The sequence below is a fragment of the Arcobacter ellisii genome (genome assembly GCF_003544915.1).
Lineage (GTDB): Bacteria > Campylobacterota > Campylobacteria > Campylobacterales > Arcobacteraceae > Aliarcobacter > Aliarcobacter ellisii.
The window spans coordinates 633,601-648,098 of record NZ_CP032097.1 but is presented as its reverse complement, the minus strand read 5'-3'; the positions used below and the strand labels follow the sequence as shown (position 1 = coordinate 648,098).

The 14,498-nt window shown below is 28.5% G+C and carries 14 protein-coding genes; 9 read left to right on the top strand and 5 right to left on the bottom strand.

From position 1 onward, the window contains the following. Window positions 1-195: 195 nt before the first annotated feature. Window positions 196-1,191, top strand: coding sequence for a phosphate acetyltransferase (gene pta, locus AELL_RS03220; protein ID WP_118916567.1), 996 nt, complete (start codon window positions 196-198; stop codon window positions 1,189-1,191). Window positions 1,192-1,219: 28 nt separating this feature from the next. Next, window positions 1,220-2,419 (top strand): acetate/propionate family kinase, encoded by a 1,200-nt coding sequence (locus AELL_RS03215; RefSeq protein WP_118916566.1) that lies wholly within the window; start codon window positions 1,220-1,222, stop codon window positions 2,417-2,419. Between the two features lie 69 nt (window positions 2,420-2,488). Here the strand turns inward: AELL_RS03215 and sppA are convergent, their stop codons facing one another. The 3 genes from sppA to aroQ are packed head-to-tail and all read right to left on the bottom strand — an operon-like array spanning window position 2,489 to window position 5,072. Next, complete coding sequence (gene sppA, locus AELL_RS03210; protein ID WP_118916565.1) at window positions 2,489-3,373, bottom strand: signal peptide peptidase SppA; 885 nt, start codon at window positions 3,371-3,373, stop codon at window positions 2,489-2,491. Next, window positions 3,366-4,589 carry an aminofutalosine deaminase family hydrolase gene (mqnF, locus tag AELL_RS03205; RefSeq protein ID WP_118916564.1) on the bottom strand — a complete coding sequence of 408 codons (1,224 nt, stop codon included), beginning with the start codon at window positions 4,587-4,589 and terminating at the stop codon, window positions 3,366-3,368. The genes sppA and mqnF overlap by 8 nt, the downstream gene beginning before the upstream one ends. Before the next feature lie 12 nt (window positions 4,590-4,601). Further along, complete coding sequence (gene aroQ, locus AELL_RS03200) at window positions 4,602-5,072, bottom strand: type II 3-dehydroquinate dehydratase (RefSeq protein WP_118916563.1); 471 nt, start codon at window positions 5,070-5,072, stop codon at window positions 4,602-4,604. 76 nt (window positions 5,073-5,148) lie between these two features. Here aroQ and AELL_RS03195 point away from each other — a divergent pair, with 76 nt between their 5' ends. The 4 genes from AELL_RS03195 (at window position 5,149) to mnmA (AELL_RS03180) (ending at window position 8,930) form a co-directional block, all read left to right on the top strand. Continuing rightward, window positions 5,149-6,174 (top strand): M24 family metallopeptidase, encoded by a 1,026-nt coding sequence (locus AELL_RS03195; protein WP_118916562.1) that lies wholly within the window; start codon window positions 5,149-5,151, stop codon window positions 6,172-6,174. A gap of 71 nt (window positions 6,175-6,245) precedes the next feature. Then, window positions 6,246-6,731, top strand: a complete 486-nt coding sequence (gene folK, locus AELL_RS03190; protein WP_118916561.1) for a 2-amino-4-hydroxy-6-hydroxymethyldihydropteridine diphosphokinase — start codon at window positions 6,246-6,248, stop codon at window positions 6,729-6,731. 46 nt (window positions 6,732-6,777) lie between these two features. Continuing rightward, on the top strand, window positions 6,778-7,881 hold the full coding sequence (gene mnmA / locus AELL_RS03185; RefSeq protein ID WP_118916560.1) for a tRNA 2-thiouridine(34) synthase MnmA: 1,104 nt from the start codon (window positions 6,778-6,780) through the stop codon (window positions 7,879-7,881). An 11-nt stretch (window positions 7,882-7,892) separates the two neighbouring features. Further along, window positions 7,893-8,930: a tRNA 2-thiouridine(34) synthase MnmA gene (gene mnmA, locus AELL_RS03180; protein ID WP_118916559.1), complete on the top strand. Its 1,038-nt coding sequence runs from the start codon at window positions 7,893-7,895 to the stop codon at window positions 8,928-8,930. 53 nt (window positions 8,931-8,983) lie between these two features. On the opposite strand, the gene AELL_RS03175 is transcribed toward mnmA (AELL_RS03180), so the two are convergent. Together AELL_RS03175 and AELL_RS03170 are read right to left on the bottom strand one after the other, a co-directional pair. Next, window positions 8,984-9,655: a TorF family putative porin gene (locus AELL_RS03175; RefSeq protein WP_118916558.1), complete on the bottom strand. Its 672-nt coding sequence runs from the start codon at window positions 9,653-9,655 to the stop codon at window positions 8,984-8,986. Between the two features lie 246 nt (window positions 9,656-9,901). Further along, window positions 9,902-11,026 (bottom strand): Opr family porin, encoded by a 1,125-nt coding sequence (locus AELL_RS03170; protein ID WP_118916557.1) that lies wholly within the window; start codon window positions 11,024-11,026, stop codon window positions 9,902-9,904. A gap of 260 nt (window positions 11,027-11,286) precedes the next feature. On the opposite strand from AELL_RS03170, the gene AELL_RS03165 reads away from it, so the two are divergent. The 3 genes from AELL_RS03165 to AELL_RS03155 all read left to right on the top strand — a co-directional run bounded on the left by AELL_RS03165 (window position 11,287) and on the right by AELL_RS03155 (window position 14,496). Continuing rightward, window positions 11,287-12,219 carry a ribose-phosphate pyrophosphokinase gene (locus tag AELL_RS03165; protein WP_118916556.1) on the top strand — a complete coding sequence of 311 codons (933 nt, stop codon included), beginning with the start codon at window positions 11,287-11,289 and terminating at the stop codon, window positions 12,217-12,219. Between the two features lie 59 nt (window positions 12,220-12,278). Continuing rightward, entirely contained in the window at window positions 12,279-13,295 is a 1,017-nt protein-coding gene (locus tag AELL_RS03160; RefSeq protein WP_118916555.1) for an OmpA family protein, read from the top strand. 139 nt (window positions 13,296-13,434) lie between these two features. Beyond that, window positions 13,435-14,496 carry an OmpA family protein gene (locus tag AELL_RS03155; protein WP_118916554.1) on the top strand — a complete coding sequence of 354 codons (1,062 nt, stop codon included), beginning with the start codon at window positions 13,435-13,437 and terminating at the stop codon, window positions 14,494-14,496. Window positions 14,497-14,498 lie beyond the last annotated feature (2 nt).

Sequence of the window (14,498 nt, the reverse complement as noted above, 5' to 3'; positions counted from 1 at the left end):
ACAAATAAACTCCATATATTATCACTATTTCTCACTTCTATGATTTTTTTTTATAATTATGTATATTTTATGTACTTTTTTTTAATTATGATATAAAATATACATAAGTGAGATTATAAGAGATTGCTATTTTAATGCTATGTTTCTCAATTATAATTTTTCCACAAAGTTTAAAGTAGAAAGGATAACTTACAAATGGGTTTAATTGAAAGTATCAAAGAAAAAGCGAAACTACAATTAAGAACTATTGTTCTGCCAGAGCCAGAAGATGAAAGAGTTCTAAAAGCTGCACAACAAGTAATTGAAGAAAAAACTGCGAAAGTTGTTTTAATTGGTAATGTTGAAACAATAAAAGCAGATGCTGCAAAATGTGGTGCAAATATAGAAGGTGCAACTATTGTTGATCCTAAAAATTTTGACAATATCAATAGATATATTGATGAATTAGTTGAACTAAGAAAAAGTAAAAATCTTTCAAGAGAAGAAGCTACTGAGATTATGTTAAATGAACCAAGATTTTTTGGTTGTATGATGGTAAGACTTGGTGATGCTGATGGTTTAGTTGCAGGTTCAAATTCTCCAACTGCTGATGTTTTAAAAGCTGCTATTCAAGTTATTAAAACAGCACCTGGAATTAATACTGTTTCTTCTACATTTATTATGGAAACGGCTGATGGTAAATTTGGTGACAATGGTTTAATTTTATTTGCAGATTGTGCTGTTATTCCAGAACCAAATGCAGAACAATTAGCTGATATCGCTTGTGCAACTGCTGCTACTGCTGCTTCAGTTGTTGGTTTAGATCCAAGAGTTGCAATGTTATCATTCTCGACAAAAGGAAGTGCTTCTCATCCATTAGTTGATAAAGTACAATATGCTTGTGATATTTTAACTGAAAGAAATGTAAATTTCTCATTTGATGGTGAATTACAAGCTGATGCTGCTATTATTGAATCAATTGGTGCAAAAAAAGCTCCAGGTTCAAAAGTTGCAGGTAAAGCAAATATTTTAGTATTCCCTGATTTACAATCTGGAAATATCGGATACAAACTTGTTCAAAGATTTGCAGGAGCTGAAGCTCACGGTCCAATCGTTCAAGGATTAAATCAACCAGTTAATGACCTATCAAGAGGTTGTTCAGTAGAAGATATTGCAAATTTAGTTGCAATTACAGCAACACAAATCAAATAATTATATTAAATAACTAAGGAGAGAGTATATGTTAGTATTCATTTTAAATGCAGGAAGTTCATCACTAAAATATCAATTAATGAACCCTATTTCAAAAGAAGTTTTAGCAACTGGATTATGTGAAAGAATTGGAATTGATGGTATATTAAAACATGAATTTGGTGATAATAAATTAACTTTAGAAGTTTCAATGCCAACTCATAAAGAGGCTATTGAATTAGTATTAAAAACTTTAATTGAAAGTGAAGGAAAAGTTATCAATTCTATTGATGATATCGATGCAATTGGACATAGAGCTGTTCATGGTGGAGAAGAGTTTGCATCTTCTGTTATGGTAACTCCTAAAGTTATTGAAACTATGAAAAAATTAATTCCATTAGCACCTTTACACAATCCTGCTAATATTATGGGAATGGAAATTTGCCAAGAATTAATGCCTGGTAAACCTAATGTTGCTGTATTTGATACTGCATTCCACCAAACTATGCCTGATTATGCTTATATGTATGCTTTACCTTATGAACAATATACTAAACATGGTATTAGAAAATATGGATTCCACGGAACTAGCCACTACTTTGTTTCAAATGAAGCTAGAGGGATGTTAGATAAAAAACACAATACAAGAATTATCGTTTGTCACTTAGGAAATGGTTCTTCTGTAAGTGCAGTATTAAATGGTAAATGTATTGATACATCAATGGGTCTTACACCAGTTCAAGGTTTAATGATGGGAACAAGAGCTGGAGATGTTGGAGCTGGAGCTATTTCTTATATGATGAGCCAAGAAAAACTTACAATTGATCAAGCATTAGATATTATGAACAAAAAATCTGGTATCTTAGGAATTTCTGGAAAATCATCTGATTTAAGAGAAGTTTTACAAGGTATGCAAGATGGTGATGATAGATGTAGATTAGCTGTTGAAATGGTTGCATACAATATCAAAAAATATGTTGGAGCTTATGTTGCTGCACTTGATGGTGTTGATGCATTATGTTTCACAGGTGGAATTGGTGAAAACTCTTCATTAATTAGAGAAATCGTTTGTGCTGGACTTGATGGTATGGGATTAATTATTGACCCAACTAAAAATAACAAAAGATCAGGGAAAGCTAGAGATATTGCTACAAATAGCTCTGCTGCTAGAATCTTTGTTATTCCTACAAATGAAGAATATGTTATTGCAAACGATACTTATAAAATCGTTTCAGGACTTGAAAAATAAATTCATAAAAAAAGGTGAAGAAAAAATCTCTTCACCTTTTTTACTTTCTAAACTAACTATCAAAATAAATCAATAAGCTTTTAAAGAATTCCCAAACATCATTGTAACTTGAGAAACTGCTTCACTTACAAGTTTATCCATAAATTTTTCAAACTTATCCTCTTTTTGCCAAACAGGATTTTCAACTTTTGCTAAATCTTTTAACAAATTTTGAGCATAAAAAATTGTGGCAACCTCATCAACAAGACCAACCTCTTTTGCTTGTTTTGAAGTGAATATTTTTGCATCAGCAAATATAGTATGATTTTTTACATCAAGATTTCTTGCATTTGATACATCTGTAATAAACATATTATATGTATCATCAATTACAGCTTGAAGTTGTTTTTCTTCATAATCAAACCATTTTCGTGTTGGAGTTCCTGATTCTTTAAACTTTCCAGCTTTTACAGTTTGTGTTGAAACACCTATTTTTTCCATAAGTTCTTCTGCATTTACACCTTGCATAATAACTCCAATAGAACCAACTATACTTCCTGGATTTGCAATAATCTTATCTGCCCAAATTGAAGCATAATAACTACCACTTGCAATTACACCACTCGCATAAACAACAACCGGTTTAATCTGCTTTAACTCTTTAATTGCATAAGCTAATTCAACAGAAGGAGCAACAGCACCACCTGGAGAATCTACTACAAATAAAACACCTTTTATATTTTTATTAGTTCTTGCTTTTTCAATATCTTCTAAAGTCTTTTTAACATCTAAAATTGGACCAGATAACTCAATTTTCTGTAAATTAGCTAAACTTGTATTCTCTTTTAGATTTTCATTTGAATCAAATACAATAAAATACATAATTGTTAAAAAAACAATTGTTTTAAAATATTTTGTTATAAAATCAAGTATAGCTATGATTGGTGAAAATAGAGTTCTAAAAAAATTAAACATATTCTCCTCCTATAATTACATTATCAACAAATTTTGTATGTAATATTATTTGCATATATAAATCTTCTACATCTTCAAGATTATCAGGTAAAGAGAAACTTATAATATCACTATCAAAATCTTTTCCAATAACACCTTTATTTAATCCTAATGCCCTACTTCCATTTACAGTTGCAGCTTTTATTAGTTTTTTTGAAAACTCTATTACATTTTTATCATAATGAGCCATCAAAGCATTTCTTAATTCATCAAACATTGATAAAGAGTTATTTGAACTTAAACCATCCGTTCCAATAGTAAAAGGAATCTCACCTAATCTATCTAAATCTAATTTTGTATTATTTAAAAGTCTATTTGAAGTAACACAATGATTTATACTTGCACCTAACTCTTTAATCTTTTCTAAATCATTATTACTTACTTCAACACAATGGGTAAATGAAAGATTTTTTATATTTGAAAAAAGATTTAAAAACTCCATTGGTTTTGAAACAGCTTTTTCTTGATTTAAAAAGTTTTTAAAAAATTCTAAAAATGAACCTTCATCTTTATGTAACCATTCAAACTCTTCACGTGATTCTAAAAAGTGTGAACTAACAGCTAAATTTTCATTTCTTGCTAAATTCAAAGTTTCTCTTACTAAAAATGGATGAACTGAATATGGAGAATGTATAGCAATTGCTGGAATAAAATTTTTTGAAGCAAATTTTTTTGCATTGTTCAATCTACTTTTAAAATCAGCAAAAAGTGTATCAATCATATCACCTTTTGAGCCAATAACTTCACAAAAAAAGACTTTATTTATTGGCGATTTTAAACAAGCTTCTAACTCAAAAGAGTAAGATGAAATAGCTCCAATAGTTGTTGTTCCTGTTCTTTTCATTTTTTCAAGTTTTAAAGAGATTAACTTTTTATCAGCTTTATTGATTAAATCTTCTCTATGTTTGATAACAGAAGTTAACCATGAATAAAAATTTCCATATTTTAAAGTTGTTGAATTACCACTAAATTCTAAGTGAACATGAGAGTTTATAAGTCCTGGCATTAAAACTGAATTATTTTCAAGTTTGTTTATTTCTATATTTGGATATTTTTTTTCTATTTTATCTAAAGAATCAATTTCTATAATTTTGTCATCAAAAACAATAGCACCATCCTTTATGATACTATCGTTTTCATCACAAGTAACAATCCAATTTGCACTAATTATTTTCATTTATTAAGAATTTTATGCATTTGCTTGTTGAACTTGAGCAACAGCTTTAATTTCACTAATAATTTGCATTAAAGCAATTAATCCCATATGATAACCAAATGGTCCAAATCCAGAAATAACACCAGTTGAAGCACCAGCAGTAATTGATTTTTGTCTAAACTCTTCTCTTTTATAAATATTTGAAATATGTACTTCAACTACAGGCATATTTACTGCACTTAAAGCATCTTTTATTGCTATAGAAGTGTGAGAATAAGCAGCTGGATTTATCATAATTCCATCAACTGTTCCTAAACATTCTTGAATTCTATCTACGATTTCACCTTCTAAATTTGATTGAAAAAATTCTACTTCAACTCCATTTTGAGCTGCAGCATTTTTTAATTGTTCATGAATTTGGTCTAAACTCATTGGACCGTAAATGTGTTGTTCTCTAATTCCTAACATATTTAAATTTGGTCCTTGAATTACGGCAATTTTCATATTATATTCCTTTTATAAATTTTGGGTAAGATTATAATTAAATTTTTGTTAAACCATACCCAAACAAAGGCTTTTTATGAAAAACTTTATATTACAGAATGAAAATGCAATATATTTTGAATGTAAATTCTCTTGTGATAATGTTATTTTTTTGAATTTAGAAAAAGATAGATTTTTTATAACTGATGCTAGATATACAACAGAAGCAAAAGAGTATGCAAAAAAATGCGAAGTGATAGAATCATCAAATCTAATTGATACAGCAAAAGAGATTTTGAAAAAAAATAAAATCAAAAAAATCACATTTGACCCAAATGATTTTAGTTTTGCCTCTTATACAAAATTGACTGAAAATCTAAAAACTGAATTTATAGCTAAAGAAAACTTTTCAAAATTAAAAAGAATTATAAAAAGTGATAAAGAGATAACTTTACTTAAAAAAGCGGCTGTTGCAGGACGGGAAGGTTTCAAAGAACTTGCAAAATATATAAGAAAAAATGGTTTTAATCAAACTGAACAATTTTTATATTTCAAAGCATTTGAAAAAATGAGCCAAACAGGTAAACTTGATATAAGTTTTGAACCAATTGTTGCAATAAATGAAAATGCTGCAAAACCACATGCACTTCCAACTTCAAAAAAACTAAAACTTCATGATTTATTATTGGTTGATGCAGGAATAAAATATAAAAGATATTGTTCAGATAGAACTTGTACAAGCCATGTAGATTTTGAAAATTTTAATTTTAAAAGAGAACAAAAATTCAAAAATGAAAAACATCAAAAAGTATACGATATTGTTTTAAAAGCTCAGTTAAATGCAATTGAAAAAGCAAGAAGTGGTATGAAAGCAAGTGAAGTTGACAAATTAACTAGAGATATAATAGAAAAAGCTGGATTTGGAAAATATTTTATTCATAGCACTGGGCATGGAGTTGGTCTTGATATACATGAATTCCCAACAATAAATTCAAAATCTGATGTAATTATTGAAGATAATATGGTATTTACAATAGAACCTGGAATTTATCTTCCAGATGAATTTGGTGTTAGAATTGAAGATACTGTAGTGATGCAAAATGGAAAAGCTGTAATACTATAAATTAAAAAAATAGAAAAAATAAATCTTGATAAATTTAGTCATAATTTATTTTTAGCAAAAAAGAGAGAAATTTGAGAAAAAAATTAAGCCCTACTTTAACACTTTTTTATACTCCTAATTTTCCTAAAAAGTTCAATTCATATTCACAAAAAAAATACAAGGTAACTATAGGAATTGGGGGAAATATTGGAAATACAAAATATTTATTTGATAAATTAATCTTATGTTTGAAAAAAGATGCAAGATTTACTTTACTTATGAGTTCACCACTTCTTAAAAATCCTCCTTTTGGATTTTTGGAACAAAGCGACTTTTTAAATGGTATAATTCTCCTCCAAACAAATCTTTGTCCTAATGCTTTTTTAAAAGCAATGCAAAGATATGAAAAGAAATTCGGAAGAAAGCGATCCTTTCAAGATGCGCCTAGAACCTTAGATATAGATATTATATTTTTTGATAATAAGAAAGTAAATACAAAAAATCTTATTATCCCTCACAAAAATTGGGCAAATAGAGAGTCAGTGATTATTCCTTTAAAATATATGCAAAACAACTAAATTGTTGTAAATACAGTTCTAAAAAAGAACTTTTTAAAGGTAAAAAATGAGCAAAAATAAAAAAGTAGTTGTAGGAATGTCAGGTGGAGTTGATTCATCTGTTACTGCATTATTGTTAAAACAACAAGGTTATGATGTTGTTGGACTATTCATGCGAAATTGGGAGTATGGAATCAAAGGAAGCCAATGTCCTAATCGTATTGAATTTGAAGATGCAAAAAAAGTTGGTGCTTTAATAGGAATAGAGGTAAGAGGAAAGGACTTCGTTAAAGAATATAGAGATAGAGTTTTTGATGTATTTTTAGAAGGTTTAAAACAAGGTCTAACACCAAATCCTGATATTTTATGTAACAAAGAAATAAAATTTAATGTATTTTTAAATGAAGCAAAAAGTATGGGTGCTGATATGATTGCAACTGGACATTATGCAAAAATTGCAAAATACAAAAATCATTTTGTATTAGATACTCCAAAAGATAATTCAAAAGACCAAAGTTATTTCTTACACGCATTATCAAGTGAACAATTATCACATGCTATGTTTCCACTTGGAGATTTAACAAAAAAAGAAGTTAGAGAAATAGCAAGAGCTCATAATTTACCGGTTAGTGATAAAAAAGATAGTACAGGAATTTGTTTTATTGGAAATCAAAAATTTGATGAATTTATTACTCAACATCTTCAAGCGATTCCAGGTGATATTATAGATGAAAATGGAAAAGTTATAGGAAAACATAAAGGTTTAGTTTGTTACACATTGGGACAAAGAAAAGGTATTGGTCTTGGTGGTATTAAAGGCAATGAAAGTGAAAATAATACACATAAACCTTGGTTTGTAGCTTCAAAAGATGTAGTAAATAATACATTAACAATTGTTCAAGATACAAATCATCCACTTCTTATGAGTAAAACAGTTGAAGCTAGTCATATGCATTGGGTACTTGAAGAAGCACCAAAAGTTGGTGATAAATTAATGGCACAAGTTAGATATAGACAACAAAAACAAGCTTGTACAGTGATTGTTGCAAGTGATGAAAAAGTGGTTGTTGAGTTTGATAATCCTCAAAGAGCTGTAACATTAGGACAAAGTCTTGTTTTATATTCTGGTGATTATTGTCTTGGTGGTGGCTTTATAAGTTACTACAAGTAAAAAGGTAAAAGATGAGCAAAAAAAAAGTTATGGTTGGAATGAGTGGTGGAATTGATTCTTCTGTTACTGCTTATATGTTACAAAAAGATGGTTATGAAGTTGAAGGAGTTTATCTAAAACTTCATAATAGAACTGATGGTTATCATGAGAAAAATTTAGCTTACATTGAAGATGTAGCTAATTTTTTAAATATTAAATACCACATATTAGACTTAGCCGATGAATTTTCAAAAGAAGTTTATGACTATTTTGTTGATTCTTATTTAGAAGGTACAACTCCAAATCCATGTGTAAAATGTAACAAACAAATAAAATTTGGTGCTATGCTTGATTTTGCAAAAAAACATGGTGCAAATTTTTTAGCAACTGGACATTATGCAAAAACTGATGGTAAGTTTTTTTATGAAGCTGATGATAAAACAAAAGACCAAAGTTATTTTTTATCGCAAGTAGATAAAGAAGCCTTAAAATATATGATGTTTCCACTTAGCACTTATAAAAAAGAAGACATCGTAAAATTTGGTGCTGATTTAGATGTGGCATACAAAAAAATTACAGAAAAAAGTGAATCTCAAGAGATTTGTTTTGTTGAGACAGTTTACACTGACGTTGTAAAAAGACATGCAAATATTGACCAAGAAGGTGATGTTTTAGATGAAAATGGCAATGTAGTGGGAAAACATAAAGGTTTTGCACATTATACAATTGGGAAAAGAAGAGGATTTACAGTTCATGGAGCACATGAACCACATTTTGTTACAAAATTAAATCCAAAAGATAACACTATTGTTGTAGGTAAAAAAGAAGCTTTAGAAGTAAATGAAGTTGTTGGAAATAATCTAAATATGTTTATTGATGATACTAAATTTTCATGTAGTGTAAAACTAAGATATAGATCAACTTCAACACCTTGCGAAGTAGAAATTAAAGATGAAAAAGCATATATTACTTTAAAAGAACCAGTTTATGGTGTTGCAAATGGGCAACTTGCAGTTTTTTATGATAGACAAAAAGTAATTGGAAGTGCTTGGATAGAAGGAACTAAATAAATCTAAAAGATTTACTTATGTGAGTTGACATTATACGTCAACTCATATAATATTTAAAATGAATATTTTGCTGTTACAAATAAATTTTTTTGATCACCTTTAGTTGTATCATCTGGATTATAATTTGCATAAATAAGTGCTAAATCAATTGATTGACCTTCAATTTCAACAGTTTTACTAATTCCAGCTGTATAATTTCTACCATAATCTTGATAATCTCCATAACTTGCATCTACACTTAAGATTTTAAAGTCATATGATACTGTTCCTTCAACATAATATGGTTTGTGTCCACCCCATTCTTGATACATTGCTTTAGAGTAAGATGCACCTAATGATAAATCTCCTAAAGTATAACCTAATGCAAGTTTTGCTTCATCAAAATCAGATTGATCTTTTGAATCAGGATACATATATTTAATATAAGATAAATCATATGAAAAATCATTAATTGTATTACTATAACCAACATATCCATCTAATTCATAATTTGCTTGTGTACCAAAATCAACATTTGAAGCCCAAGTACCTAAATAAAAACCATTATATTTTAAATCAACACCACCATTAACAGCAGATTTATCTTTAGTTTGAGTCATACCTCTCCAAATATAATTTGAAGCTGCTCCTACATTACCACTAACCTCTAAATCATTTGCTTGAATTGTTGATACTGACCCCAGTGTACCTAACGCTAACAAAGCTGCTAAACTTAATTTTTTCATAATTTTTCCTTATTATTATTTGTAAAACTTTTCATGACTGAAAAAGATTTATCTTAGAAGAACAAAAAAATTATAACATTAAGTAAACAAATTATAAATACCTTTAATGTATATTTTTTATACAATATTTTAATTATTAATTTTACAATAAATACGCAAGAAAAGTAGGCAAGAGATTTTAAAAAGTAATTAATCTTAGATATAAATTGAGGAAATTTTCCCCAATTATATTTACATAAATTTATATTAGAAAGTATATTCTACACTTGCTAGTACATATTTATCATCTGAAAAAGATGTTTCTCTTGAATCTTCATTAACAACACCATATAAAATCGATGTTTTAATTGACTCAGTTATAGAATAACCTGCTGTTAAATTTAATTCTGTTTCTTTATAATCATTTGTACCATATTTTGTTTCACCATATAAAGCACATAATTCAATTCCAACAATTGTATATCCTAATGAACCATATATAGTTTTTGCATCTGCTGAATAAGTATTATTACCTGTATCAAATGGAGAAATGTTGTCTCCTCCTTTACTCATACTTCCTGCTCCAACATCTTTACCAGCTTTAATATAACCAACTGCTGCAGAAACTCCTTCTAAAGTTGTATTTAATTCTATATGACCAATTGAACCATCTTTTTGTGTTTCTTCATTTGAAGCAGCATAGTGTGCAATAGCACCAAAATATTCAGTTGTAAATATTGTTTTTAAACCATACCAATCAGCAAGATTAGGAGCTGAGTAATAATATGGATTTAATTCAACATCTTTTAAACCAGCATATTTAGCATCAACTACATAAACACCTTTACTTCCATTGATATCAGTAAAATCTTCACTTAAATCAATTCCAGATTCAGCTTGTCTATTTGCAAATCCTAATACAATTGTAGTATCTGGAATAGCTGTAATTGCTGCAACTACTGATTCATTATAATCACCCAACCATTCTAAATCAATAGCTTGTCTACCGGCACTTATAGCAAAACCTTCTGTTGTATATTTTATATATGCTTCAGTCATTAATGCGTTATTTGCAAATGCAGAATCTGAATTTCCATCTCTATCATTTTTTTCTATTTCACCAAGACCTAGATTTCCTTTAAATTCAGCTTTAGCTGTGAAACCATAAAATGAACCTGTTTCATACCCAATTGTTGCATTTCCATTACCAAATCCAGAATCTAAATTTCCAGCTGTTTTATCATGTTTTTCACCATATAAAGCTAAGCTTCCTGAAACTTTACCTTCTTTAAATGCACTATCTATTGTCTCAGCCCCCAAAGACATAGTTGAAGTTAAAATTAATCCACAAGCTACTAAACTTATTGTTTGACCTCTTAAAAGGTTTTTCATGTTTTTTCCTTAAATATAATAAATCTTTTGAATAAAACATTTCGCGCAAAATGTAAAATTCATATTAGAAGAACAATAAAATTATAACATTAAATAAACTACCATTATAATTCTTTGTTATATTATTTATACATCTTATATTTTTACATATAATTAATACTGATTATCATTATAATATATAATTCTTAATAAAAGATTAATTTAAAATTCATTAAGTGCTCTTTAGATATAATAATGTATATCAATCTAAGGAATTTTTTATGTCAACATTTAAACTTTTTAGTGGTTCAGCTAATCCTGAATTTGCAAGAAAAGTAGGTGAATATTTAAGTATGCCAGTTTCAGATGCAACTTTAAATAAATTTAGTGATGGTGAAATTTCTGTTCAAATAACAGAAAGTGTAAGAGGACAAGATGTATTTATAATTCAACCAACATGTGCACCAACAAATGATAATTTGATGGAGTTATTAATAATGGTTGATGCACTTAAACGTTCAAGTGCAAAATCTATTTCTGCTGTAATGCCCTATTACGGTTATGCTAGACAAGATAGAAAAGCAGCTCCAAGAGTTCCAATTACAGCTAAATTAGTTGCTGATTTATTAGAAGCTGCTGGAATTACAAGAGTTGTAACTATTGACTTACATGCTGCTCAAATTCAAGGATTTTTTAATATTCCTGCTGATAACTTATTTGGTTCAATTTTATTCGTAAACTATATTAGAAGTAAACATTTAAAAAATCCAATTATTGCAAGTCCAGATATTGGTGGAGTTGCAAGGGCTAGATCGTATGCAGATAAACTAGGTTATGATTTAGTAATTGTTGATAAAAAAAGAGAAAAAGCAAATGTTGCTGAAGTTATGAATATTATTGGTGATGTTAAAGGTAAAGATGTTATCTTAGTTGATGATATGGTTGATACAGCTGGAACATTAGTAAAAGCTGCTGAAGTTTTAAAGAAAAAAGGTGCAACTTCTGTAATGGCATGTTGTACTCATGGTGTATTAAGTGGTCCAGCATATGAAAGAATTGAAAAAGGTGAACTAGATGAATTAGTTATATCAGACACAATTCCTACACAAAAAAATGCTAAAAAGATAACTGTTTTAACAGCTTCTAGTATAATTGGTGAAGCCATTAGAAGAATATACAATAATGAGTCTGTTAATTCAATTTTTAATGCTTAATATTAAAAATTCGAAAAATATGTTATAATTCGCGAAATTATTATCAAAAAGGAAAAAACATGAAAAGAGTATTATTATCAACAATTGCTTGTGCTTCTTTAGCATTAGCTGCGAACAGTGATTACAAATATGAAATTACTCCATTAATAGGTGGAGTTCATACAGAAGGTAATTTAGATTTAGATAGAAACTATGCAAATGCTGGTTTAAGTTTAGGTTTTAATCAATTTGATTCTTTTATTGACCAAGTTGAATTAGGTTTCTTAAGATCAATCGAAGATGTTGGTTACACAGGAACTAACAATGATACTGGTGTTACTAGAATATTTACTAACTTAATCAAAGAATATCCATTAACTGCTGATGCATCTTTATATACATTAGTTGGAGCTGGGGTAGAAGTTTTTGATGATGAAGCTAAAGGTAATGAAGATGGATTATTTGGTAACTACGGTGCTGGTATCAAATATAAAGTTGCTGAAGAATTATCTTTAAAATTCGATGTTAGACATGTAATTGAAGCTGATCATGGAGATAATAACTTATTATATACTTTAGGATTTGCTGTTCCATTTGGAGAAGTTGCAAAAGCAGCTCCAGTTGTTGAAAAACCAGCTCCTGTTGAAACTCCTGCACCAGTTGCAGCACCAAAAGATACAGATGGTGATGGTGTAATTGATAATTTAGATGAATGTCCAGATACAATGAAAGGTGCAAAAGTTGATACAGTTGGATGTATGACTTTAATCAACTTAAATATTAATTTTGATACTGATAAATCTGTTATCAAAGATTCTTATAACTCAAGAATTGCTGAATTTGCAAAAATGATGAAAGCTAATCCAAAATTAAAAGCATCAATTGAAGCACATACAGATTCTGTTGGTTCAAATGCTTACAACCAAAAATTATCAGAAAGAAGAGCTGCTTCTACTGTTAAAGCATTAACTGATTTAGGTGTTGATAGCACAAAAATCAAAGCTGTAGGTTTTGGTGAAACTAGACCAGTTGCATCAAATGAAACTGTTGAAGGTAGAGCTGAAAACAGAAGAGTTGAAGCTGTAATGGTTAAATAATTTTAAAAATAAAATTATATTTTCTTTTGGGTCGAGAATCATCTCGACCCTTTTTTATTTCAAACAATAAATAATTTTAAACTAAATAAAATTATTTATTTGTTATTATATCCAAAAATTAATTATTTAAAGGGAAATAATGAAAAAAATCTTACTAACTTCAATTTTCTGTTCTTCAATCATTTTTGCTGCAAGTGATTCAAGTAAAACTTATGATTATGAAATTACACCTTTTGTTTCAGGTATTTTAACTGACAGTAAAGTAAATTTAGATGATGATTCATATATAAATGGAGGAATTTCTGTAGGTAAAAATTTCAGTGATTTATTCATTGATCAAGTTGAAATCGCATATATGAGAAGTGCAAATGTTGCTTATAATAATTCTTCTGAAAATGGAAATACAAATATAAATCGTGCTTTTTTAAATGCTGTTAAAAAATTTGAACTAACAGATAGATTATCAGCTTATGGCTTAGCAGGTATTGGTTATCAAGATGTTACTCAAGAACTTGGTAATTTTCAAGACTCAGCATTATTTAATTATGGAGTTGGTTTAAGATATGATATTCCTTATTATGGAATAGCAATCAAAGGTGATATTAGACATTTAATAGCAACTAAAGAAAATCAAAATGATTTAATGTACACGTTAGGTTTAGGAATGCCTTTAGGAAAAACTTATAAAGATGATGTAATAAGTGCTAAAGTTCCTAAAATTGAAGAAAAAAAGATATATCAAGAAGAAATAACTAAAGCACCAATTGTTATTGATAATGATGATGATAAAGATGGTGTAAAAAATAATTTTGACAAATGTCCAAACACATCTCCTGGTGTAAAAGTTAATAAAGATGGCTGTGTTGAAACTATTAACTTAAATATCAATTTTGATAACAATTCAGCAGAAATAAAACCTATTTATAAAGAAAAATTATTACAATTTTCAAATTTAATGAAACAAAATAAAACTATGACAGCTCTTATTGAAGCTCATACTGATTCAAAAGGTAGTGACGAATATAACCAAAATCTTTCAGATAGAAGAGCGATATCTGTTGTAAATGAACTTAAATCTTTTGGAATTGAATATACAAGATTAAAAGCTATTGGATATGGCGAAACTCAACCAATTGCTACAAATGATACAGAAGAGGGAAAAGCTAAAAATAGAAGAGTTACAGCTTTAATAAATCAATAATA